Raw genomic sequence first — 22,076 nt, 5'->3', positions numbered from 1 at the left:
CATGAGAGTCCTCCCCTTCCCCTGCATCCGCCCCGTCCCCGAGCACGCCGCCGAGGTCGCGGCGCTGCCCTACGACGTCTTCGACCGCGCCGAGGCCGCGGCCTACGTGGCCGACCGCCCGCTGTCGTTCCTGAATATCGACCGGCCCGAGACGCAGTTCGGCCCCGACCAGGACATGTACGCGCCCGAGGTCTACGAGCGCGGCGCCGAGCTTTTGCGCGCGCGCATCGACGACGGCACCTACGTGGCAGACGGCAACCGCGCCTACTACATCTACGAGCTCACCTGGGAGAGCCGCACGCAGACCGGGGTCGCAGCCGTCTGCTCGGTCGACGAGTACGAGGACGGCACCATCAAGCGGCACGAGCTCACGCGCGAGGACAAGGAGCGCGACCGCATCGAGCACATGCGCGCGCTGGGCTGCCAGACCGGCCCCATCTTCACCACCTATCGCGACCAGCCCGTCCTCGACGTGATCGTCGAGGCCGCGAAGACGGCCACGCCGCTGTACGACTTCACCGACGACGAAGGGGTCCGCCAGCGCGTGTGGGAGGTCGCCCGCCCCGATGCCGTCGAGGCCATCCATGCCATGTTCGAGCAGGTCCCGTGCGCCTACATCGCCGACGGGCACCACCGCACCGCCTCGGCCGTGAAGGTCGCCCAGGCCATGCGCGCCGAGGCGCGCGCCGCCGGGACGCTGACCGGCACCGAGCCGTTCAACTACTACCTGTCCGTGCTGTTCCCGGCGAGCCAGCTCACCATCCTGCCGTACAACCGCGTCGTGTCCGACCGCGCCGGCATGGACGTCGAGGGGCTGCTGGAGCGCCTGGTCGCGGCGGGCTTCACCGTCGAGGAGGCGGGCGCGCCCGTGGAGCCCGAGCGGGCCGGCGTCATCGGCATGTTCACCGACGGCCGCTGGTGGCGCCTGAGCCTCGGCGAGGCGCTGGCCGCAAAGGTCGCCGGGGCCGACCCGGTGGCCGCGCTCGACGTGTCCGTGCTGCAGGAGCACGTGCTGGCCCCGGTGCTCGGCATCGGCGACGTGCGCAGCGACCCCCGGATCTCCTTCGTGGGCGGCGTCCGCGGCGTGGACGAGCTCGAGCGCCGCGCGGGCGCCGAGGGCGTCGCGTTCTCGATGTTCGCCACCTCCATCGACCAGCTGCTCGACGTCGCCGACGCCGGCCTGCTCATGCCGCCGAAATCGACCTGGTTCGAGCCCAAGCTCCGCAGCGGCCTGTTCATCCACCGCATCGCCCGCCCCTGATGGGTTGATTGGGGACGGGTTCGTTTCGGTCATTTGGGGACGGGGTCGTTTCTACCCATGAGTCATTTGGGGACGGGGTCGTTTTTACCCATCGGGACGTGAGCGGGGCACAGCCCCTCGAGACGGCGGCGCCCGCAGGATCCTCGCGAGTCCTGCGGGCGCTGCCCTATCCGGACCGTCCCGGTCCGGCGCCATGCGATCTGACGTTCCGCGGCGCTACATCGCGCGGTTCTTCGCCGCCGCGGCACGGGCGGCGTCGATGACCGCCGCGCGGAAGCCGCCGGCCTCGAGCGCGGCCACGGCCTCGATCGTGGTGCCCGCGGGCGAGGACACCATGTCCTTGAGGACCGCCGGGTGCGTGCCCGTCTCGAGCAGGTACTTGGCCGTGCCCAGCACCGCCTGCTCGGCGAAGGCGTAGGCCTGAGCGCGCGGCATGCCCTCGGCGACCGCGGCGTCCGCCAGGGCCTCGATGAACACGCAGACGTACGCCGGCGAGCTGCCCGACGCGGCGATCACGGCGTCGATCAGGTGCTCGGGCACCACCTCGGCGCGACCGAAGCTCTCGAACAGCTCCTGCACGCGCGCGCACTCCTCGGCACTCACCTGTGCGTTCGGCGTGAGCGAGCTCATGCCCGCGAGCACCATGGCAGGCAGGTTGGGCATCACGCGCACGATCTTGCGGTCGGAACCCAGCAGCCCCTCCAGGCGTGCCAGCGTCACGCCGGCGGCGATGGACACCACGAGCGCGTCGGACGCCACGGCATCGGCGAACCCGCGCACCACCTCGTCCAGATACTGCGGCTTCACCGCGATGATGACCATCGCCGCATCGCGCACCGCCTCGACGTTATCGTAGGTACCCGTGCAACCCAGCTCGCCTGCCAGCCGCGCGGACGCCCCCTCGCTCACGTCCGACACCACGATGTCGCCCGCAGCGATGAGCCCCGAGCCCACGATGCCCTTCACAATTGCGCTGCCCATGTTGCCGCAGCCGATGAGCGCCAGTTCCTTAGCCATGTCGTCAGTCCTTCCTCTTGCGGAAACGTATGCGGGGGATGCGGGCCCGGACGCACGCGGCGGCCGGGCCCCACGGGGCGCGCCCCGAAGGGCGCCCCGCCCCCTCGGGACACGGGAGCGGCTAGAACGCCTGCTCCGTGCGGTTGATGATCTCGTCTTGCAGCTCGCGACCCAGGTTGCACCACTTCTCGGAGAAGCCCGCCACGCGCACGATGAGGTCGCGGTGGTTCTCCGGATGCTCGCGCGCGTCGAGCAGCGTGGCGCGGTCGATGATGTTGAACTGGATATGGTGGCCGCCCATGTCGAAGTAGGTGCGCACGAGGTCGGCCAGGTTCGAGAGGCCGCGCTCGCCCTCGATGGCCGCCGGCGCGAACTTCTGGTTGAGCAGCGTGCCGCCCGTCGAGGCATGGTCCATCTTGGCGCACGACGCGATCACGGCGGTCGGGCCGTTCACGTCCGCCCCGCGCTCCGGCGAGATCCCGTCGCTCACGGGCTCGCCCGCCAGGCGTCCCGACGGCGACGCGCCCGTGACCTCGCCGAAATAGATATGGCAGGTCGTGGGCAGCATGTCGACGCGCCACTCGCCGCGGCGCATGTTGGGCCGGCCGGTCACCGCATCGCGGAAGTAGGCGAACACCGCGCGCATGATGTCGTCGGCGTAATCGTCGTCGTTGCCGTACTTGGGCGTGCGGCGGCTCACCATGCCGCGCAGCGCCGCGAAGCGCTCGCCCTCGAAGTTGGCCTCAAGCGCGTCCAACATCTCGCCCATCGACACCCGGCGCTCGTCGAAGACGTTGAAGCGCAGCGACGCCAGCGCGTCGGTGATGGAGCCGATGCCCACGCCCTGCAGGTAGGTGGTGTTGTAGCGAGCGCCGCCGGCGTTGTAGTCCTGGCCGCGCGCGATGCAGTCCTCGGTCATGATGGACATGAACGGCACCGGGTTCAGCCGCGCGCACAGCTGCGTGTTGATGTTGGAGCCGCGCACCTTGATGTCGATGAAGTGGCGCATCTGGGCGCAGTAGGCATCGAGCAGCTCGTCGTAGCCGGTGAAGTCACGCGGATCGCCCGTTGTGAGGCCGATGAGCTTGCCCGTGCGCGGGTCCACGCCGTTGTGTAGCGTGACCTCGAGGATCTTGGGCAGGTTGAAGTAGCCCGTCAGCGGATAGGCCTCGTATCCCCAGCAACCCGTCTCCACGCAGCCCGATGCCCCGCCGCGACGCGCGTCCGCCAGGCTCTTGCCGGCCGCCAGCAGCTCGTCGACGATCTCCTCGGTGCTGTAGAAGGCCGGCTGGCCCCATCCGGCGCGCGCCACCTCGCAGGCGCGCAGCAGGAAACGGCGCGGCGTCTTGCGCGAGATCTGCACGTTCGAGTTCGGCTGGATGAACATCATCTCGTCCATGCAGTCCAAGATGAGGTAGGACACCTCGTTCACGCCGTCGGCTCCCTCGGGCGTGATGCCGCCGGTGTTGATGTTGGCGAAGTCGCTGTACGTGCCGCTCTCCTTGAGCGTCACGCCCACCTTGGGCGGCGCGGGCTGGTTGTTGAACTTCACCCACAGGCATTCCAGCAGCTCAAGCGCACGGTCGCGGTCGAGCGCGCCGGAGGCCACGTCGGCGCGGTAGTAGCCGATGAGATGCTGATCGAGGCGGCCGGGCGTGTAGGCGTCCCAGGGGTTCGTCTCGCTCGTGATGGCCAGGTGGATGAACCAGTAGCGCTGGATCCACTGCCAGAAGGTCCGCGGGCGCTCGGTCGCGACGACGCGGCAGTTCTCGGCGATCTGGGACAGCTCGGCGGCGCGCACGGGATCGGGCTCGCCGGCCGCCATGGCGCCCGCCAGCTCGGCGTAGCGGACGGCCAGCGTCTGCACGCCCTCGAGCGCGATGAGCATGCCCGAGAGCTCGTCGCGCTTGGCCACGGCGTGCTCGTCGGACAGGTAGTCGAGGCCCGCCAGCGCGGCCTCGATGTCGGCGCGGATCTCGCCGAAGCCCGCGCGCACGCCGCGCTCGGAGCCCAGGCAGGTGTGCCCGCCGGCGCGCTGCTCGTAGAACTCGGTGAAGATGCCGGCCTCGTAGGCGTCGTGCCAGGCGGGCTCCTGCGCGCGCATGATGGCGTCGCGGCTCGCGCGGCCCGACCAGTACGGGATCACGATGTCGCGCTGGGCGGCCATGTCGTCGTCCGTCACGGTGAAGTCGACCTGCTCGCGGTCGTTCATGTTGCGCATGTCCTCGAGCGTGTGGCAGCACAGCTCGGGGAAGGTGGGCGCCGCCTGGGGGCCGCGGCCCTTCTCGCCCACGATGAGCTCGCCCGGCTCGATGGAGATGGTCTTGAGGGCGAAGTAGTCCCGCAGCACCAGGCCGCGCAGCTCGGGCGTGGAGACCGTCCCCTCATAGCGCAGGTAGGTCGCCGTCTCGATGAGCGCGCGCTCCATGTCGAGGTAGGGCTGGGTCGTCTCGGACCGATGCCGCAGGCGCTTCACGCGCTCGTTCATGCCGCGGTCGTCCTCCCATGCGGCATGCGACGTGGTCCGCGTGGGCGCGGCGTGCGAGCGCACCGCGACGAGCGCGTCGCGGATCGCTTGGAAGCGCGGGTCGTCGAGCGTGGAGGGTTCAGCGTCCCGCTGGATGGCCGACGGCTCGCCCGCACCCATGGCGACCTTTCCCGTACCGGTGTTCCCCGTCATATCAACCCCCGATTTCCACCTGGGAGAAGCCGCGTTCGCGCAGCAGGTCGCGCAGGTGCTCCATCGTCTGCGCCGAGGGCACCCTGAACGCGCCGGATGGCGCGGCGCGGCCCAGGCGCGCGTACTTTCCGTTACCCGTTGTATGATACGGCAGCAGGCTCACCGGGCACAGCCCCGCGTGCGACGCGATGGCCTCCGCGGCGGCGATGATATCGTCGTCGCCGCTGTTCACGGGCTCGACGACGGGCATGCGCACGATGATGCGCGCGCCGTGCCCCGCGAGGTAGGCCAGGTTTTCAAAGATGGCCCCGTTCGGCGCCCCCGCGAGCGCGCGGTGCGTCGCCTCGTCGGCGGCCTTGATGTCGTAGAGCCAGAGGTCAACGTAGGGCAGCAGCTGTTCCAGATGCGCGCGGGGCGCCGCGCCGCACGTGTCCGCCGCCACGTTCACCCCCTCCTCGCGCAGCAGGCGGCACAGCTCGACCAGGTAGCCGATGTCCTGCGCCAGGCACTCCCCGCCGGACAGCGTGACGCCGCCGCCCGATTTCTCGTAGAACATGCGGTCGCGCAGCAGGATGCGGGCGAGGTCCGCGGGGGCGGGGGCGGGCTCGCCGACGACCTCGCGCAGCCCCTGCGGGCACACGTCCGCGCAGGCCCCGCAGGCCGTGCAGCGGGCGCGGTCGGTGCGGGCGACGCCGGATACGGGGTCGAGCACGATGGCGTGCTGCGGGCAGGCATGCGCGCAGAGGCCGCAGCCGCGGCAGCGCTCCTCGTCCGCCATGAGCTCGGGCGCGAACGACTGCGACTCGGGGTTGTGGCACCAGGCGCATCTCAACGGACACCCCTTGAAGAACACCGTGGTGCGGATACCCGGCCCGTCGTGGGTCGAGAACCGTTGGATGTTGAAGATGAGCGGGCTGGTCCCCATGCGGGCCTCCGAGATGCACGGCGATGACGGCGCCCACCATTGTAGCGGTGCTTTTCGGGACGGGGTCGATTTTGCTCACGTGATGCATTTTGGGACGGGGTCGTTTTTGCCCACGGGCTCGTTCTCGCCGACGGGGTCGTTCTCGCGACGCTTTTCGGGACGGGGTCGTTTTTGCCCACGGGCTCACGGGGGCGACTCGCGGAAGACCCGTCCCGCCCGTACCCCTTACTCCCCGCTCGTGCGCACCCAGTGGCGGTCGTAGTCGCGCAGCAGCAGGAACATCATGGCGACGCCGAATGCGAGCGGGCGGGCGCCCTCGTCCTCCAGCTCGATGCGGAAGACCGGACGGCCCGCAGAGCGCAGCGCCGTGACCGTGGCGATGAGCCCGCCATGGCGCCAGATGCTGAACTCGTCGCCCAGCACCGCGCCCTCGACACCTATGCCCTCGCCCTCGATGGTGTAGACGGTTCGAAACTCGCCCGGCTTCCATTCGCGTCTCACCTGCACGCGCTCGAACCCCGGCACGCGCAGCTGATAGACCGGATCGAAGGTCGCCCTGCCCCGATGGATGGCGCCCACGGCCTCTCCCGCACCGTTCTCGATGCGATAGTCGCTCATGCTGAACAGCGCGAACGTCCGCACCAGGCGAAACTCCGGCATACCGGCGCGCACGGCATCGATGCGCTCGTAGTTGCCGAACACCACGCTGCCCTGCGGCTCGGGCATAGCGAGCGTGATGGGCGCATCGGCATCCCTCGCGCCGGCGGCCTCCGCGGCGACAACCCGCTTGGACCCAGCCCCCTGGACACCGGGCTCGGATGCCTCCGTCCCCACCACCAGCAGACGGTTCCGATCGCGCGCGACGGCCCGAGCCATCACGTTCTCATCTCCCTTCACCATCTCGTCGATGGTTACGCCGAACAGGGCGCTCATGAGGACGAAACTTTGGATGTCCGGCGTCGTCGCGCCCGTCTCCCAATTCGATACGGTGTTGCGCGAAACCCAGATGGCGTCGGCCAAGTCCGCCTGCGACATCCCCAGCGCCTCGCGCCCGCGCCTGATCTGTTCCCCCACGTTCATGACGGCATCCCTCCCACTTGGCCGCGGCCCGCGCGGCTACCTACCGTGTACCCCCACTGCAGCACAGGCGCGGCGAACGCGCTGCACAAAGCCTTTGGCATCGCGGCAGACGGCGGACGGGCGCAGGCGAGAGTCGATGCGCGTCCGTCATCGGGGGCAGGCGCGCCCGGCGGAGACGCCGTCGGCATCCATCGCGATCGCCCCGAACCCGAGACGGCCGCGGCGCGGCGCCCTATCCGCCCCTCTTCGCGATCCGCCCTGCGTCGGACCGTCTCGAACGCACCGTGCAGGGCGGCCCCTTCCGGGTTTTCCGCCCATCCCCCTACCAGGATTCGATGTCGCCTCCCTTGACCTTACCGTTACGTTAAGCGCTATCGTGGAGCCCGAAGGGAGGGGCCATGGACGGATACCGCATCGGGGAGCTCGCGCATATGGCGGGAACCACCACGCGCACGCTGCGCTTCTATGAGGAGGCGGGGCTGCTCGCGCCCTCGGGCCGCAGCGAACGCGGCTATCGGCTGTACCGCAGCGCGGACGCCGACCGGCTGCAGGAGATCCTGCTGCTGCGCCGCTGCGGCGTGGCGGTGCGCGACATCGGCCCGCTGCTGAGCACCTCGCCCGCAGAGCGCGCCGAGCTGCTCGCACGCCACCTCGACCGCCTGCGCGACGAGCGGCGACGCCTGGCGCGCCTCATCGCCACCGTCGAGCGAACACTCGCGACCTTGGAAGGAGAAGACCACATGGCAGATGACGAGAAATTCGAGGGCTTCAAGCGCGACCTCGTGGAAGCCAACGAGAAACGCCACGGCGCCGAGGCGCGCGGGCGCTACGGAGACGACGCGGTCGACGAGAGCAACAGGAAGATGCTGAAGATGAGCAAGCAGGAGTATGGGGATTTCCGCGCGCTGGAGGAGCAGATCCGCTCCGAGCTGGAGCGGGCCGTCGACGCGGGCGACGACCCCGCGGGCGAGACGGGAGAGCGGATCTGCGGCATGCACCGCGCCTGGCTGGGCTTCACCTGGCCCTCCTATTCCGCGGAGGCGCATCGCGCTCTGGCGGAGAGCTACGTGGCGGACGATCGGTTCCGCAGCTACTACGACCGTTCCGTAAAGGGCTGCGCCGCCTGGCTGCGCGACGCGGTCGCCGCGCACGCGCGGTAGGCGCCGCGTATCGGGGAGCCGCCGATCGCCGCACCCCCGGCGGGACGACGCGATGGGTTGAAACGAACCCGTCCCCAACCAACCCCCGCCATCGGGGATGGGTTGAAACGAACCCGTCCCCAACCAACCCCCCCCTATGGCAGATGCCCCATGGCGGGAGACGCGTCCTCTGCTACCCTGATATCGGAGGATGCGGTCGAGGAGGCGGGTGCACCATGGGAGACCGACGCAGGACCGGGTCGGCGGGCGGACGGCTGTACAGCCCCGGGGGCTGCGGCTGCGCCCTCGTGCTCGCGCCGCTGCTCGCTTTGAGCATCGGCCTGCTCCTGGCGATGGTGGGGTACGCCCTGGCATCCGTCGCCATGCTCGCCGGGGCCGTCGCCATCACGGTACGCCTGCACCGCAAGCGCCCCGAGCGCGAGGCCGCCGGCCGCGGGCCCGGGGCATGGCCGCTCGTCGCGGGCGCGCTCTACCTCTTGAGCGTGCCCTACCTGATCTTCTTCATCTGGTTCCTGTTCCTGTCGTCCCCCAGCTAAGGAGGGCCATGTCGCCCGACGATACGCCCCGCGCGCCGAGAGGCCGCGCGCTGATCATCGATGCCGACGCCTGCCCCGTCGTACGCGAGGCCCTCGCCTGCGCGCGACGCGCCCGCGTGCCCGTCGTCATCGTCGGCAATACCACGCAGAACCTCGCGCGGCACATCAGGCGCGACGACCCGCGCGACGCCGGCCATGCCCGCGGGGGCTCGGCGGACCGCCCCGGCTTCTGGGTCGACATCGTCGAGGTTCCGATCGGCGCCGACAGCGCGGACTTCGCCATCGTCGAGCTGCTCGAGGCGGGCGATGTCGTCGTCACCCAGGATATCGGGCTGGCGAGCATGGCGCTCGGCCGCGGTGCCGAGGCCATCGGGGTCCGCGGCCGCGTCTATACGCGGGCGACGATCGACATGGACCTGTTCATCCGCCACGAGGAGAAGAAGGTGCGCCGAGCGGGCGGGCGCACGCGCGGGCCCGCGGCCTTCACCGCCGAGGACCGCGAGCGGTTCGCGCGCAACCTCGCGCAGCTGCTGAGCTAGAAGGGACCGAAGGGGCGTCCCGGCGGACGCGCGGCCCGATGGGTTGAAACGAACCCGTCCCCAACCAACCCATCGGTGCGCGACTCCGCATCACATCCCGAAGCCGGACAGGACGAGGCCCCAGAAGACGCCGACCGCGTAGATCAGCACGAGGACGATGGCGTTCTCGCGGGCGTTGCGGTTGGTGCGGAACAGCACGAGGTAGCCCACGCCGGCGCTCACGAGGGAGCCCGCCATGAGCGCGCCGAAGCCGAGCACGCCCTCGAGGTAGAGCTGGGTGATCACGACGCTCGCCGCGCAGTTGGGCACGAGGCCCACGAGCGCGGCGGCGAACACCGCGAGCGCTCGGTTCCCGGAGAGGAAGGCCGACAGCGCCGGCTCGCCCACCGTCTCCAGCAGCGCCACGAGCACGCAGGTGACCAGGAAGATGAACACGGTCACCTGCACGGTGTGGGACAGGGCACTCAGGACGATGGAGCGGACGGCGGAGCCGGTGCCGCCGTGCTCGCGATCGTGGCCGCAGCACCCATGGCCGCCGTGGCCGTGCCCGTGTCCGTGGACGTGCTCATGCCCGTGGCCGTGGGGATGGCCCCCGCATCCGCGGTCGGCGTCGGGGGCGGACGCGCCCCCGTGCCCCGCCCCGCATCCGCAGCGGTCGCGCTCGCAGAGGCGGTGGATGTGCTCGGCGCCCTCGCCCGCCTCGGCGAGCTCGTCGATGAGGTCGCGGGAGGGCGCGCCCGGCGCGGTGGACGGCTCCGACGGCGCCGCGCCGCGCGCCAGGCGGCGCAGGGCGGCGTGAGCGCGGGCGTTGCGGCTCAGCGCGCGCAGGACGAGGTCGATGGCAAGGCCGGTCGCCGCGGCGAGGGCGGCCTTGGCGATCAGGATCTGCGCGAGGGGCGCCGCATCCGCCCGCTCGGCCACCAGCAGCGGCAGCATCTCATCTGATGTGGACAGGAACACCGCGACGAGCGTGCCGAGCGTCACGACGCGACCCGCGTAGAGCGTGGCGCCCATCGCCGAGAACCCGCACTGCGGCACGATGCCCAGCAGGGCGCCCACCACGGGCCCCGCGGCGCCGGCGCGGCGGACCGCCCCATCGACGCGCTCGCCCGCGGCGTGCTCGAGCGCCTCGAGGACGAGGTAGGTGACGAGCAGGAAGGGCACGAGCGGCCAGGTGTCCTCGAATGCGTGCTCGAGGACGTGAAGCAGAAGTTCCATGGAGCGGCGCTCCCTTTCGTATAATCGAGTACCTGTGAAAGGTTAGTACCCTTCATGCGGCGAGCAAACGACGCGCCGCGGATTCAGGTATTGTATCCACGATAGTTTCATATAGCAAACTATTCACGAAATCGGAAGGTGACGCGCGTGAACGTCAATCAGGCACTTGAGTACTCCATGCAGCCCTTCATCCCCATGTTCATCTACGGCGACTACGACGCGATGGAATCCGAGCGCCAGCGCGGCGAGGAGGCCATCAAGGCGCTTCTCGACGAATGGCGCGCAAACGACGAGCCGGGCTTCTCGTTCGACGTGATCCTCGAGCTCGCCGACCGCAACCGCGAGCTGTGCGACCAGATCGGCGAGGTCCGCCTGCGCAACCTGTCGAGCCCGCTGCTCGCGCGCTCGCTGTCCGACGAGGACACCTGCGCGGGCATCGGCAAGCTGCAGGGCCGCGGCGCCGGCGTCGTCGCGCGCGCCGTCCGCGGCGACCGCGACGCCTACGCCGTGGAATGGGTGCGCAAGCCCATCAAGGGCTGCGTTCTGGGCATCGACATCGAGACCACCGGGCGCGCGCCGGAGCGCGGCTACATCATCAACGTCGGCTGGGAGGTCATGGAGATGACGAGCGACGCCGTCCCGCACGACGCCGAGACCCACTACTGCGGCCTGCCCGAGATGTACCGCGAGGCCGGCGTGCCGCTGGCGGACATCCACCATATCCAGTGGTCCGACCTCGACAGCAAGACGCCCTTCCGCCAGAACGCGGCCCTGCACAAGACGCTGCTCAAGCTCATGAAGAAGTACCCCTACATGGCGCACAACGCCGCGTTCGAGGACTCCTGGTTCATGATGCACCTGCCCGGCTACGCGGAGGCGCGGCGGGCCGGCAAGATCCTCCCCATCGACACGCGCCAGATCTGCCGCTCCATCGACGAAGAGGTCCGCACCCTGCCGCGCGAGAGCGCACCGGCGAGCCTCGAGAACTGGGCGCGGCGCCGCGGCACGCTGGCGGCCGACGCCGACGAGCGCCATCTGGGCCTCGAGGACACCGACCTCATGCTGCGCACCGTGCAGGCGGAGTTCAATCGCAAATCCATGTTCAAGGCGTAAGCGAGACGCCCCATATCCGCTTGCAACGCGGGCCCTTGCCGGACGGCATTCCGGCAAGGGCCCGCGTTTTTTCACGGGATGGGCTGAAACGAACCCGTCCCCGAACAACCCCCCCAAACAACCCATCCAAACAACCCGCGCGGGGCAGGCCCGGCGACCCCGCTCGGGAAACGGAGGTCCCGTGTGACCCGTACCGCAGGCTTCGTCCGGGACGCCGCGCTCCCCTGTTTGGAGTCAACGCGTTCGCATGTGACCGGTGCCCCATCGGGTTGCCACCCGCCGTCGTCGATCGCAAACACGAAATCGCACCCTGTTTGCCAGCGGGCATGCAAACTGAACGGACGGAAACCCAGACCGGCAACCGGTATCGAACGCGAACGGAAAAGTATCCTGCCAAAACGTCGGTTGCTGGCCACGATGCTCCATAGAAAAGAACGCGCCGACGAAACTGCCAGCAATCAAAGTATCTGCAGCCACCTGTACCACGTCTTTTCTCCCGCACACCTAGCGGACTCAGTTCAAGAAGCCAGCAAACGAACTATTCTCAGGATGCTTTACCAGCCCGGTGCAGAGTAGTGCCATTCAGTCCGAACCCGCTGCGGCCCGCCCCGACTTGCGTCGTTCAATCCACGTCTACCGCGATCCATCCGGTTCCGCGGCGTCCGGTTCGTATCCCTCGCGATCCATCCGTCTCCGCGGCGCCCAAATCCAACCCACCGCAATCCGTCCGAGTGTGCCGCGCCCAGTCGGCTCAAGCCGGCGCCGCCCATGAGAGCTCACGACATCCAGCCAGCTCGAAGACGCCACCGTCCACGAGGACCCGCGGCATCCAATCCGAATCCGCCGTCATCCCGAACGCGCCGGTAAGATTAAGACTGGCATTCTGTAAGACGGTGCGGAAGAACCTCATCTCCCTGCCCGCGCACAGACGACCCGGCCCGATACTGGGGTCATGGCGATCATACTCTCACATACCACAGCCCGACTGGTCCACAGCATCCGACGCAGGAAGCTCGCGTTCCCGAACAGAGGCGCCCGCCGTGTGAGGCATCCAATAGAAGGAGGGGCGCCACTTGCCAGCGAAATCGTGGCAGCACGCGAGGCGCTGCTCGCGCTGGGAATCCCGGAATCCGAGCTGGGCACCATCGACGTTCTCGTGAGCGACTGCTCTCGAAAGCGCAACATCGACGGCGTGCGCACTCACCTGCATCGGAACCCCATCCCGCCGGACGAGCTCATTTCGCTCGGCAAGGGCCTGTACGTGGTGGACATCCGGCGCTGCGCGCTCGAAGCAGCGACGTACCTGGAGCTTCGCGAGCTCGTCGAATACTACTACGAGATCTGCGGGGCTTATGCCATGCCCCTCGAAGCCGAGGACGTGTACTTGGAGAAGGCTCCGCAGGCTCCCACATCGAGTCTCCGGAAGTACTTCCGCGCGCATCCCGGGAAGCACGGCGTCAAGAAGGCAAGGCGTGCGCTCCAGTATGTGCGAGACGGAGCCCGCTCCCCTATGGAGACCGCTGTCATCATGCTGCTCGCCATGCCGAAATCGCTGGGCGGGCTCGGCATCCGGGAGATCGAGATGGACGTGAAGATCCGCGTCACGAAGCGCGCCAGCTCGTTGACGCGGCGTACGTACTTCTACTTCGACATCTTCATCAAGCGTGCTCGGCTCGACATCGAATACAACGGCATCGTACACGAGCGGGAAGATGTCGAGCCCATCGACGAGGAGCGCAAAAACGCACTCGATGCCATGGGGTACCAGCTCGTCACCGTGAGACGGCAGGCCCTTTTCGATGCAAAGGCGTTCCGCCGGCTCTTCACGTCGATTCGCCGGCGCGTCGGAATCGCGCCCGCGCACCTTCCCGAAGGGTTCGCGGAAGCCCAGGAGGAGCTGCGCGCCTTCGTGCTCAGACGTTGGATTGCCGACGGCGAGCCGCAGGCGGAATCCGTGGAGGAGCAGTAGACGGTATCTGAAAAAGCGGACCACCGTCGGGTCCGTCAGAGGGGCCCGACGGTACGCGGGCGCGTCGCGACCGGACCCGGCAGGAAACCCAGCGGATTTGGCGCGCGAAGCATCCTGTGTTTCCTTCGGTTGCTGGCAGCGTGCGACGTCGGCAGCACCGACCGGGGTCGAAGCACCAGGTAAACATGGCTGCGAAATCATCGATTGCCGGCAATCCGCCGACGGGACCCTAGGCGACGCCCGATTTGTGCCAGCAATCGCCGGAAAGACAGGAAGCTTTGACGCCGGAGCCCGAGTAGCCGGAATCGCTCGGCCCGATAGGGGTCCGCAGGGGAAGGTGGACGACCCCACAGGACACCCGGATGCCCGCCCCCACCGGCACGGGATGGGTTGTTCGGGGACTGGTTCGTTTCAACCCATCTTTCATGAACGCGAAGGGCCCGTCTGATGGGTTGAAACGAACCCGTCCCCGAACAACCCGTCCGCCCCTACCATGGTACCCGCCCGCTGCCGGAACGGCGGGAGGAAGCTCGCCCGAGGCGTCACCCCTCGTCGGTCAGCCCCATATGCTCGGGCACCTCGTCATCGGGGATGTACTCCAGAAGATCACCCGGCTGGCAATCGAGCGCGCGGCACATGGCCTCCAAAGTGGAGAAGCGCACGGCGTTGATCTTGCCGGTCCTGATGCGCGAGAGGTTCACCGGCGAGATGCCGATCGCGATGGAGAGGATGCAGAGCACGAAGCCGACCCGGCAGAACCAGAGCGCCACACCCGCGGCCCGGGAGACGCGCGAGGTCATCTCCTCCCGCATCGACGCATCCGCGAGGCCGGGAGCCGACCCGCCGCCGCGTCGCGTCGTCGCCCCACCGTTCCCACGCGCAACGGAACCAACTGGAAATCAGCCCCGAGCTGATGGCGGGATGGAACCGCTCCCAAACGCAGCGGAACCGACCCCCAAATCGTTCTTGACATATGAACATACGCTCATATAATCAGAGACGTAATGTATGAACGACTGTTCATATGAGAAAGGAACGATATGAGTTCGAACCGCATCAGGGAGGACGTGGGCGAGCCGAGCATCGACGATGCCTCCGCCGTGAGCGCCCCGCCCCTCGCCACGTCCTGCTCTCCGGAGGACCTGCCGGACGAGGAGCTGCTCTACGACCTCGCCGACCTGTTCAAGGTGTTCAGCGATACCACGCGCGTCAAGATCCTCTACGCCCTCATGGGACGCGAGCTCTGCGTGGCCGATATCGCCGAGGCGACCTCGACCTCCCAGTCCGCCGTATCGCACCAGCTGCGCATCCTGAAGCAGTCGCATCTGGTGAAATTCCGGCGCGACGGGCGCAACATCAACTACTCGCTGGCGGACGACCACGTGTACACCATGCTCAACCAGGGCATGAGCCACATCTGCGAGTGAGCGGGCGGATGCGGCCCGCAGCCCGCACCGCCCCCCGTCACGCGAACCGCGGCACGCATGCCGCCCCGCACACCCGACCGCCCCGCCTCCCCACGGGGCACCGTCTGAAAGGAACCATCATGCGCAAGACCTTCAAACTCGACGAGATCGACTGCGCCAACTGCGCCCAGAAGCTCCAGGACGCCATCTGCAAGCTCGACGGCGTGGAGAAGGCGACCGTCAACTTCCTGACCCAGAAGCTCACCCTCACCGCCGCCGACGACCGGTTCGACGAGGTCCTCGACCGCGTGGTCGCGCTCACCGCCGATATCGAGCCCGACTGCGAGATCCTGCGCTAGCGTGCGCGGCGCACGGGCGGCCGGAACCGGCAGGCGCCCCTATCCCGTCGACCATCCGAGTTCGAACCATCCAGGTGATCCATCATGAACAAGAAGCAGAAGCGCTGGAGGAACCGCATCATCCTGGCGCTCGCCATCTTCGCCGTCGTCTTCGCCCTCGAGGAGCTCGGCGCCCTCACCGCCGTCTTCGGCACGCCCGGGGACGTGTACGCGTCGTTCGTCCTCTTCCTCGTCCCGTACCTGATCGCCGGGTACGACGTCCTGATCAAGGCGGCGCGCAACATCCGCCGCGGCCAGGCCTTCGACGAGTGCTTCCTCATGACCGTGGCCACCATCGGCGCCTTCGCCATGGTCTTCTTCCCCGATACCGACCCGCATATGGCCGAGGGCGCCGCGGTCATGCTCTTCTACCAGGTGGGCGAGCTGTTCCAGAGCTACGCCGTGGGCCAGAGCCGAAAGTCGATCAGCGCGATGATGGACATCGCGCCCGACTACGCCAACATCGAGGTCGACGGCCGGCTCGAGCAGGTCGACCCTGACGAGGTGCAGGTGGGCGACCTCATCGTGGTGAAGCCCGGGGAGCGCATCCCCATCGACGGCGTCGTGGTCGACGGCGCCAGCCAGCTCGACACCGCCGCCCTCACCGGCGAGTCCGTCCCGCGCCACGTGGAGCCGGGCGCGCAGGTCATCTCCGGCTGCATCAACATGACCGGCATGCTGCACATCCGCACGACCAAGCCGTTCGGGGAGTCCACCGTCTCGCGCATCCTCGAACTCGTGGAGAACGCGAGCGAGAAGAAGGCGCGCACGGAGAACTTCATCACGCGCTTCGCGCGCTGGTACACGCCCCTGGTCACCGGTGCCGCCGCCCTGCTCGCCGTGGTCCCGCCCCTGCTCGGCATGGGCTCCTGGTCCGATTGGATCCTGCGCGGCCTCACCTTCCTGGTGGTCAGCTGCCCCTGCGCGCTCGTGATCAGCGTGCCGCTGTCGTTCTTCGGCGGCATCGGCGGGGCCTCCAAGCTCGGCATCCTCGTGAAGGGGTCCAACTACCTGGAGCTCCTCGCACATGTGGACACCGTGGTGTTCGACAAGACGGGCACCCTCACCGACGGCACCTTCAGCGTCGTCGCCATCCACCCCGAGGCCGACGCGGACGCGGACGCCCTGCTGTCCGCCGCCGCCCATGCGGAGGCGTTCTCGGACCACCCCATCGCGGTCTCGGTGCGCGAGGCGTATCGCGGCTCGATCGACCGCGCGCGCATCGCCGAGGTGGTCGAGGAGTCCGGGCACGGCGTGTCCGCGCTCGTGGACGGGCGCCGCGTGCTCGTAGGCAACGACAAGCTCATGGCCGAGCACGGGACGGCCTGGCACGATTGCGACCTCACCGGGACCGTGCTGCACGTGAGCATCGACGGGGCCTATGCGGGCCACATCGTCATCGCGGACGTGGTGAAGGAAGACGCCGCCCAGACCATCCGGGACCTGCATGCCGCCGGCGTGCGGCGCTGCGTGATGCTCACCGGGGACCGCGCCGACGTGGCCGAGGCCGTGGGACGGGAGCTCGGGCTCGACGAGGTGCACGCGCAGCTGCTGCCGCAGGACAAGGTCGAGGCCGTCGAGCGGCTGCTCGCCGAGGAGCGCGGCGAGGGCAGGCTCGCCTTCGTGGGCGACGGCATCAACGACGCGCCGGTGCTCACGCGCGCCGACGTGGGCGTGGCGATGGGCGCGATGGGGTCCGACGCGGCGATCGAGGCGGCCGACGTGGTCCTCATGGACGATAAGCCGAGCAACATCGCGCGCGCCATGCGCATCGCGCGCAAGACCATGCGCATCGTCTGGCAGAACATCGTGTTCGCCCTGGGCGTGAAGGTCCTGATCCTCGTCCTGGCGGCGCTGGGCCTGGCAAACATGTGGCTCGCCGTCTTCGGCGACGTGGGCGTGGCGGTCATCGCGATCCTGAACGCCATGCGCGCCATGCGCGTCGGCGCCGATCGGGCGTGACCGGCGCAAGCCGGCGGATCCGGTGCGGGGCCGCGACCACGGGCCCCGCACCGAGAGCGAAACCGCCCCCGGGGCGCCGGTCGCACGGCAGCCCCGGGGGCGGTTTTCCCATCTCGGCTATCGAGGGCGCCGCGGGGGCGCGGGACCCTGCTACGCCGCCTGCCCCAGATGCGCCCTGAGCTTCTGGAAGCTGTCGTCGGACAGGCAGTGCTCCATATGGCAGGCCTCCTCGGCCGCGAGCCCGGGCTCGACCCCCGCGGCGACGAGCAGGTCGCGGAAGAAGACGTGGCGCTCCAGGACCTCGTGGGCCAGCGACGAGCCCTCCTCCGTGAGGCGGACGTCGCGGCGCACGACCTCGACGCAACCGCGTTGCTCGAGGTTGGTCAGGGCCTTCGATACGCTCGCCTTGGTTACGCCCAGGCGCTCCGCGATATCGATCGCGCGCACCGCCCCGCGCTCCTGCTGGAGCACCAGGATGGCCTCCAGGTAGTCCTCACCCGATTCGCGCAGTCTCATTGCAACCCTCTCGGCAGTAGTTAACGATGTCGAACTATACTACCGCAGGAAGTTGCCCATGGCAAACCCTCATCCACAGGACCTCCAGAGCCCCATCCCGCCACCGCCGGCGTCGCCTCCGGGTCGGGACGGCCGGGCTAGTCGAGCACCTCGACGAGCTCGATGTCGAAGTTGAGGTCCTTGCCGGCCATCTCGTGGTTGGCATCGAGCCGCACGCCCTCGGCGTCGACCTCGATCACCGTCACGGGCACCGGCTGGCCGCCGGGGCCGGACAGGAACAGGCGGTCGCCCACGTGGATCTGCTCGATGTTGGGGACCTGATCGGCCGGGAAGTGCAGCACGAGGTCCTCGCGGCGCTCGCCGTACGCCTCGGCGCACGGGATGTGGACGGTCTTCTTCTCGCCCACCTCCATGTCCATGACGGCGGCGTCGAAGCCGGCGATCATCTGATGCGCCCCGCAGGTGAACTCGATCGGCTCGCCGCGGTCGTAGCTCGAGTCGAACTGCGTGCCGTCATCGAGCGTGCCGCGGTAGTGAGCGCGGACCTTCTTGCCCTGGTTGGACATATCCTCCCTCATTTCATGTCGCCGCCGCGCCCCGGATGGGCGCGGACACGTGATGGTCACTATACCCGAATATCGCGCCGCCCTGCACCGCGGGACGCGGCGCTACCGCGCCAGCTCGGCATCGATGAGCTCGGCGAGCACCGCTCCCAGCTCGCGGCCGGCGACACGCATCATCTGCGGGAAGCGCGAGTAGTACGTGAGGCCCGGCGTGGAGTTGACCTCGTTGAACACGACCTCGCCCTCCGGGGTGACGAACAGGTCGACCCGGGCGAAGCCGGAGCAGCCGAGGGCCTCGTAGACGGTGCGGCCCGCATCGCGCACGCGCGCCATGACGTCGGCGGGGAGGTCCGCAGGGCAGCGGAGCTCGGTGTTGGCGCCCGGGTCCTTCTCCAGATGGATGCGGAAGAAGCCGTCGCCGGTGATGACGATCTCGTCGACCTCGCCCATCTCGGTGCCGCGCACGGCGTCGCCCATGATGGCGCAGCCGACCTCGACGCCCGTGATGGCCTCCTCCACGGCGACCTTCTCGTCGAGCGCGAACGCCTGCGCGAGCGCCTCGCGGTACGCGGCCTCGTCGGCGGCCTTGGACACGCCGATGGACGAGCCGCCGCGGGCGGGCTTCACGAAGACCGGGAAGCCCCCGCAGCGCTCGGCGGCGGCGGCGCAGGCCTCGTCGGAGGCGCCGCGGTAGAGCACCTCGCAGGCGGGCGAGCGCACGCCGGCCGCGGCGGCGATGCGGTGCGAGGCGTCCTTGTCCATGCACACGGCGCTCGCCATGACGCCGCAGCCCACGTAGGGTACCCCGCAGCACTCGAGCGCGCCCTGCACCGTGCCATCCTCGCCGCCCTGGCCGTGCAGGACGGGCAGCACCACGTCGACGGGAAGCTCGGAGAACTCGCCGTCCGCGAGCTCCAGGAAGCCGCCGCGGGCGCCCTCGCCGCGACCGGGGATGAGCACCACGGGGTTGCAGTCGTGCTCCTCCCACGCGCCGGTCACCACGTCGTCGACGTCGCCGGCGTAGTGGAACCACGCGCCGTCGCGGTCGATGCCGATCAGCACGGGGCGGAAGCGGTCGCGCGGAAGCTGGCGGATGACGTTGTCGGCGGATTTGAGCGAGATATCGTGCTCGGTGGAGATACCACCGAAGAGGACGGCCACATCGATCATGGGCGGGGCTCCTTTCGACGCGCGGGGCGGGCGGGCCCATCCCGCCGGCGCCGTCGCGTTCGCGATGGGGTCCCATTATAGCCGCTCGCCCGGACGCGCCCGCGGCGCCCACGCCCCGTGCACAAAGACGCAAGGTCCCCGTAAGGCGCGCGTCGCCGCGATGGCGCGATGCGCGAGGCCGGCCGTCTGCTATGCTGGGGCGCATGAACCGATCGAACCGCACCTCCGTCTCCGCCCCCTTCACGCTCCATGTCGACGCCGGCGGCGCCCGCATCCCCGTGACCGTCACGCGCAAGCGCGTGCGCAACCTCAACCTGCGCGTGCGCGGCGACGGCTCGGTGGTCATGAGCATCCCAGCGCGCACGCGCGTCGAGGTCGCGCAGGATTTCCTGGACCGGCGGGCGGGCTGGATCGCCGAGCGCGTGCGCAGGCGCACCGAGGCGGAAGCCGGGCCGCGGCGCGCCGGGGACCGCGCGAGCGTGCCGCTCTGGGGTTCCCTCGTCCCGCTGGCCGACGCGTTGAGACGGGCGGGTGTGCGCTTCGGCGCCGCCGCACGGCCCGCGACGTTCGGCGCGGCCCCCGTGCGCGACGAGGACGGGCTCGCGGGCCTTCCGACCGAGGAGTACGACCGCCTGGTCGCCGAGCTCTACCGCCGCGAGGTCGCCCGCGTGCTGCCCGGGGTCGCAGCGCGCTGCGAGGAGCGCATGGGCGTCGCGGCGAGCAGCTGGAGCCTGCGCAGCATGAGGACGCGCTGGGGCTCGTGCACGCCGGCGACGCGCGCCGTCCGCATCAACACGAGGCTGGCCGCCTACCCGCCCGCCTGCCTCGAGTTCGTCGTCGCCCACGAGCTCACGCACCTCATGGAGCCGAGCCACAACGCCCGCTTCCACGCGCTGCTCGACGCCTGGTGCCCGGCGAACCGCGAGCTCTCCGCGCTGCTGCGCCGCCCCGCGCGCGAGGTCGCCGCCGCCGTGGATCAGACGGGCTAGCCCGCATCCCCGGCTCTCCTCAGGTCGTCCGAGACGCGGTAGCGGGTCGCCCGCGCGCGCCCGGTCTTGACCAGGGCGCCGGAAGCGACCATGCCGTTGATGACCTTGAGCGTCGTATCGCGCCCGGCATCGAGCGCCCGCTGCGCCTCCTCGCGCGAGAACTCGCCCCGCTCGAGCGCGAAGGATACCAGGAACCGTTCGAGGCGCCCCGGCCCCGTTCCCGGGGCTTCGGCCGCGACCCGCTCCGCGCGGGTGATCCGGATACCTGCGGGACCGGCGACGGGCGCCCTCGCTGCCGGAGTCGCCGCCCGCGCCTCGGCCTGCGTGCGGTCGAGCGCAAGGCGCTCCGCGCGCGCCCGGTCGTACGCCTCCTTCACGCGCGCCGGCAGCGCCCCCATCGCGACCAGCTCGTCGAACGCCTCCTGACCGCCGCGCAGGTCGGGCCCGTCGTTCGCCGTCAGGCTCATCAGCGGGTTGCGCGCCGTGTTGATGTTCGGCAGCACGAGCGTGAAGAAGGAACCCTCGGCCTCGATGCGCGCCCGAAGCCCCTCGCGCTCGTACAGCTTCCAGATCTTGGGCAGGCCCGACCCGTACGCCTCGACCTCGCCCAGACGGCCGAAGAGGGCCAGCAGACGGGGGTTGCGCGGCGACGACTCGCGTGTGATCGCCTGGTGCGCGGTGATGCCGAACAGCCCGCCGAACGAGGTGAACGAGAGCTCCGTGCGATACATCTTCACCAACGTGGGCACGCAGCGGCTCTCGTCGTAATCGCGATGGATGATGGCGTTGAGCATGCCCTCGCGCAGCGCGTCGTCAGGGTAATCCCGCTGGTCGATCCGCGTGTTCGAGGGGAAGTAGGACCTGAGGTTGTTCGCGAGCCGCAGGAAGCCGAGCGCCTGCTCGTATTGGCCGAGAACCGAGCCCTCGCACTCGATGCGGTTCAGGAACTCGGTTCCGGCGTCATCGTTGAAGACGGCGCATCTCAGGGTATAGGGGTTCTGGTCCGAGATGAGCAGGGCGAGGTTCGAGTAGAACCCGTCACGGGCCAGCATGCCGAGCGCCCGGTAGCGTTCCGGGGAGAGCTCGACGCCGTGCTCCCGGAAGACGCGCCGCGCCGTCTCGAAGGTAAGGTCCTGCACCCTCGCATGGCGCGTCTCGAAGAAGTCGTCATCTGCCTCGCGGATCATCCGGCGAATGTCCCGGCGGCCCATGGGCACGGTCGCGGGCCCCAACCGGGTGAACACCCCGGCGGGGACGAGGCCCTTGGATGCGAGGTAATAGGGCTTCTCGTCCCCCGCCTCGACGGAGACGCGCACGACGTCCCTGCCTTCGAGCTCGATTGGCTCGATATGCACGAACTGCATGAGCGGCGGGCAGACGGCATCGTGCACCAGGCTCGAGACCTTGAGCATCTCGCCATCGATATCGTCGACGCCGGCAACCTGTCCGAAATCGTCGATACCGATGTAGATGTCGCCGCCGGTGCCGTTCGCGAAGGCGATGACCGTCTTGGCGATACGCTCGTTTGCCGTGCGCTTGAACTCGATGCGCTCCGTTTCCCGATACTCCATCGC

The 22,076-nt window shown here is 69.3% G+C and carries 20 protein-coding genes; 10 read left to right on the top strand and 10 right to left on the bottom strand.

What is annotated here, in order from left to right; genetic code table 11:
• Window position 1: 1 nt before the first annotated feature.
• On the top strand, window positions 2–1,261 hold the full coding sequence (locus PHA29_RS01255; protein WP_270847641.1) for a DUF1015 domain-containing protein: 1,260 nt from the start codon (window positions 2–4) through the stop codon (window positions 1,259–1,261).
• 216 nt (window positions 1,262–1,477) lie between these two features.
• On the opposite strand, the gene proC is transcribed toward PHA29_RS01255, so the two are convergent.
• The 4 genes from proC to PHA29_RS01235 form a co-directional block, all read right to left on the bottom strand.
• A complete protein-coding gene (gene proC / locus PHA29_RS01250) occupies window positions 1,478–2,278 on the bottom strand; it encodes a pyrroline-5-carboxylate reductase (RefSeq protein WP_270847640.1) in 801 nt (266 codons plus the stop codon).
• A 121-nt stretch (window positions 2,279–2,399) separates the two neighbouring features.
• The gene (gene hypD / locus PHA29_RS01245; protein WP_270847639.1) at window positions 2,400–4,958 is read right to left on the bottom strand and encodes a trans-4-hydroxy-L-proline dehydratase; all 2,559 of its coding nucleotides are present in this window, start codon (window positions 4,956–4,958) and stop codon (window positions 2,400–2,402) included.
• 1 nt (window position 4,959) lies between these two features.
• On the bottom strand, window positions 4,960–5,883 hold the full coding sequence (locus PHA29_RS01240) for a glycyl-radical enzyme activating protein (protein WP_270847638.1): 924 nt from the start codon (window positions 5,881–5,883) through the stop codon (window positions 4,960–4,962).
• 225 nt (window positions 5,884–6,108) lie between these two features.
• On the bottom strand, window positions 6,109–6,963 hold the full coding sequence (locus PHA29_RS01235) for a helix-turn-helix domain-containing protein (RefSeq protein WP_270847636.1): 855 nt from the start codon (window positions 6,961–6,963) through the stop codon (window positions 6,109–6,111).
• A gap of 398 nt (window positions 6,964–7,361) precedes the next feature.
• On the opposite strand from PHA29_RS01235, the gene PHA29_RS01230 reads away from it, so the two are divergent.
• From PHA29_RS01230 to PHA29_RS01220, 3 genes are all read left to right on the top strand, one after another.
• Window positions 7,362–8,123: a MerR family transcriptional regulator gene (locus tag PHA29_RS01230; protein WP_270847634.1), complete on the top strand. Its 762-nt coding sequence runs from the start codon at window positions 7,362–7,364 to the stop codon at window positions 8,121–8,123.
• A 215-nt stretch (window positions 8,124–8,338) separates the two neighbouring features.
• Window positions 8,339–8,659 carry a hypothetical protein gene (locus PHA29_RS01225; RefSeq protein WP_270403754.1) on the top strand — a complete coding sequence of 107 codons (321 nt, stop codon included), beginning with the start codon at window positions 8,339–8,341 and terminating at the stop codon, window positions 8,657–8,659.
• 8 nt (window positions 8,660–8,667) lie between these two features.
• Entirely contained in the window at window positions 8,668–9,198 is a 531-nt protein-coding gene (locus PHA29_RS01220) for a YaiI/YqxD family protein (RefSeq protein WP_270403756.1), read from the top strand.
• Window positions 9,199–9,288: 90 nt separating this feature from the next.
• Here PHA29_RS01220 and PHA29_RS01215 read toward each other — a convergent pair whose 3' ends face one another.
• Complete coding sequence (locus tag PHA29_RS01215) at window positions 9,289–10,416, bottom strand: putative manganese transporter (RefSeq protein WP_270847632.1); 1,128 nt, start codon at window positions 10,414–10,416, stop codon at window positions 9,289–9,291.
• 147 nt (window positions 10,417–10,563) lie between these two features.
• On the opposite strand from PHA29_RS01215, the gene PHA29_RS01210 reads away from it, so the two are divergent.
• Both PHA29_RS01210 and PHA29_RS01205 read left to right on the top strand, forming a co-directional pair.
• A complete protein-coding gene (locus tag PHA29_RS01210; protein ID WP_270847630.1) occupies window positions 10,564–11,529 on the top strand; it encodes a 3'-5' exonuclease in 966 nt (321 codons plus the stop codon).
• 1,087 nt (window positions 11,530–12,616) lie between these two features.
• The gene (locus tag PHA29_RS01205) at window positions 12,617–13,498 is read left to right on the top strand and encodes a hypothetical protein (RefSeq protein ID WP_270847628.1); all 882 of its coding nucleotides are present in this window, start codon (window positions 12,617–12,619) and stop codon (window positions 13,496–13,498) included.
• Window positions 13,499–14,040: 542 nt separating this feature from the next.
• On the opposite strand, the gene PHA29_RS01200 is transcribed toward PHA29_RS01205, so the two are convergent.
• Window positions 14,041–14,310 carry a helix-turn-helix domain-containing protein gene (locus PHA29_RS01200; protein WP_270847626.1) on the bottom strand — a complete coding sequence of 90 codons (270 nt, stop codon included), beginning with the start codon at window positions 14,308–14,310 and terminating at the stop codon, window positions 14,041–14,043.
• Between the two features lie 228 nt (window positions 14,311–14,538).
• Here PHA29_RS01200 and PHA29_RS01195 point away from each other — a divergent pair, with 228 nt between their 5' ends.
• The 3 genes from PHA29_RS01195 (at window position 14,539) to PHA29_RS01185 (ending at window position 17,264) form a co-directional block, all read left to right on the top strand.
• Window positions 14,539–14,925 carry an ArsR/SmtB family transcription factor gene (locus tag PHA29_RS01195; RefSeq protein ID WP_270847624.1) on the top strand — a complete coding sequence of 129 codons (387 nt, stop codon included), beginning with the start codon at window positions 14,539–14,541 and terminating at the stop codon, window positions 14,923–14,925.
• Between the two features lie 119 nt (window positions 14,926–15,044).
• On the top strand, window positions 15,045–15,263 hold the full coding sequence (locus PHA29_RS01190) for a cation transporter (protein WP_270847623.1): 219 nt from the start codon (window positions 15,045–15,047) through the stop codon (window positions 15,261–15,263).
• Window positions 15,264–15,347: 84 nt separating this feature from the next.
• Entirely contained in the window at window positions 15,348–17,264 is a 1,917-nt protein-coding gene (locus PHA29_RS01185; RefSeq protein WP_270847621.1) for a heavy metal translocating P-type ATPase, read from the top strand.
• A 150-nt stretch (window positions 17,265–17,414) separates the two neighbouring features.
• Here the strand turns inward: PHA29_RS01185 and PHA29_RS01180 are convergent, their stop codons facing one another.
• The 3 genes from PHA29_RS01180 to PHA29_RS01170 form a co-directional block, all read right to left on the bottom strand.
• Complete coding sequence (locus tag PHA29_RS01180; protein WP_270847619.1) at window positions 17,415–17,780, bottom strand: metal-dependent transcriptional regulator; 366 nt, start codon at window positions 17,778–17,780, stop codon at window positions 17,415–17,417.
• Between the two features lie 137 nt (window positions 17,781–17,917).
• The gene (locus PHA29_RS01175) at window positions 17,918–18,346 is read right to left on the bottom strand and encodes an FKBP-type peptidyl-prolyl cis-trans isomerase (RefSeq protein WP_270403770.1); all 429 of its coding nucleotides are present in this window, start codon (window positions 18,344–18,346) and stop codon (window positions 17,918–17,920) included.
• Between the two features lie 102 nt (window positions 18,347–18,448).
• Window positions 18,449–19,513: a D-alanine--D-alanine ligase family protein gene (locus tag PHA29_RS01170; protein WP_270847617.1), complete on the bottom strand. Its 1,065-nt coding sequence runs from the start codon at window positions 19,511–19,513 to the stop codon at window positions 18,449–18,451.
• A gap of 203 nt (window positions 19,514–19,716) precedes the next feature.
• Between PHA29_RS01170 and PHA29_RS01165 the strand changes: the two genes are divergently transcribed.
• Entirely contained in the window at window positions 19,717–20,502 is a 786-nt protein-coding gene (locus PHA29_RS01165) for a M48 family metallopeptidase (RefSeq protein ID WP_270847615.1), read from the top strand.
• On the opposite strand, the gene PHA29_RS01160 is transcribed toward PHA29_RS01165, so the two are convergent.
• Window positions 20,499–22,073, bottom strand: coding sequence for an RNA-binding domain-containing protein (locus tag PHA29_RS01160; RefSeq protein ID WP_270847614.1), 1,575 nt, complete (start codon window positions 22,071–22,073; stop codon window positions 20,499–20,501). The two genes, PHA29_RS01165 and PHA29_RS01160, sit on opposite strands and share 4 nt — an antisense overlap.
• Between the last annotated feature and the right edge of the window lie 3 nt (window positions 22,074–22,076).

It is taken from the genome of Candidatus Collinsella stercoripullorum (assembly GCF_027669965.1).
Classification (GTDB): domain Bacteria; phylum Actinomycetota; class Coriobacteriia; order Coriobacteriales; family Coriobacteriaceae; genus Collinsella; species Collinsella stercoripullorum.
The sequence above is the reverse complement of the archived record's forward strand: the minus strand, read 5'-3'. Positions and strand labels throughout refer to the sequence as shown.

What these genes read in the sequence shown, in the direction of transcription:
- PHA29_RS01255 (WP_270847641.1), top strand. Translation starts at nt 2, where the DNA reads ATGAGAGTCCTCCCCTTCCCCTGCATCCGCCCCGTCCCCGAGCACGCC.
- proC (WP_270847640.1), bottom strand. Translation starts at nt 2,278, where the DNA reads ATGGCTAAGGAACTGGCGCTCATCGGCTGCGGCAACATGGGCAGCGCA.
- hypD (WP_270847639.1), bottom strand. Translation starts at nt 4,958, where the DNA reads ATGACGGGGAACACCGGTACGGGAAAGGTCGCCATGGGTGCGGGCGAG.
- PHA29_RS01240 (WP_270847638.1), bottom strand. Translation starts at nt 5,883, where the DNA reads ATGGGGACCAGCCCGCTCATCTTCAACATCCAACGGTTCTCGACCCAC.
- PHA29_RS01235 (WP_270847636.1), bottom strand. Translation starts at nt 6,963, where the DNA reads ATGAACGTGGGGGAACAGATCAGGCGCGGGCGCGAGGCGCTGGGGATG.
- PHA29_RS01230 (WP_270847634.1), top strand. Translation starts at nt 7,362, where the DNA reads ATGGACGGATACCGCATCGGGGAGCTCGCGCATATGGCGGGAACCACC.
- PHA29_RS01225 (WP_270403754.1), top strand. Translation starts at nt 8,339, where the DNA reads ATGGGAGACCGACGCAGGACCGGGTCGGCGGGCGGACGGCTGTACAGC.
- PHA29_RS01220 (WP_270403756.1), top strand. Translation starts at nt 8,668, where the DNA reads ATGTCGCCCGACGATACGCCCCGCGCGCCGAGAGGCCGCGCGCTGATC.
- PHA29_RS01215 (WP_270847632.1), bottom strand. Translation starts at nt 10,416, where the DNA reads ATGGAACTTCTGCTTCACGTCCTCGAGCACGCATTCGAGGACACCTGG.
- PHA29_RS01200 (WP_270847626.1), bottom strand. Translation starts at nt 14,310, where the DNA reads ATGCGGGAGGAGATGACCTCGCGCGTCTCCCGGGCCGCGGGTGTGGCG.
- PHA29_RS01195 (WP_270847624.1), top strand. Translation starts at nt 14,539, where the DNA reads ATGAGTTCGAACCGCATCAGGGAGGACGTGGGCGAGCCGAGCATCGAC.
- PHA29_RS01190 (WP_270847623.1), top strand. Translation starts at nt 15,045, where the DNA reads ATGCGCAAGACCTTCAAACTCGACGAGATCGACTGCGCCAACTGCGCC.
- PHA29_RS01185 (WP_270847621.1), top strand. Translation starts at nt 15,348, where the DNA reads ATGAACAAGAAGCAGAAGCGCTGGAGGAACCGCATCATCCTGGCGCTC.
- PHA29_RS01180 (WP_270847619.1), bottom strand. Translation starts at nt 17,780, where the DNA reads ATGAGACTGCGCGAATCGGGTGAGGACTACCTGGAGGCCATCCTGGTG.
- PHA29_RS01175 (WP_270403770.1), bottom strand. Translation starts at nt 18,346, where the DNA reads ATGTCCAACCAGGGCAAGAAGGTCCGCGCTCACTACCGCGGCACGCTC.
- PHA29_RS01170 (WP_270847617.1), bottom strand. Translation starts at nt 19,513, where the DNA reads ATGATCGATGTGGCCGTCCTCTTCGGTGGTATCTCCACCGAGCACGAT.
- PHA29_RS01165 (WP_270847615.1), top strand. Translation starts at nt 19,717, where the DNA reads ATGAACCGATCGAACCGCACCTCCGTCTCCGCCCCCTTCACGCTCCAT.
- PHA29_RS01160 (WP_270847614.1), bottom strand. Translation starts at nt 22,073, where the DNA reads ATGGAGTATCGGGAAACGGAGCGCATCGAGTTCAAGCGCACGGCAAAC.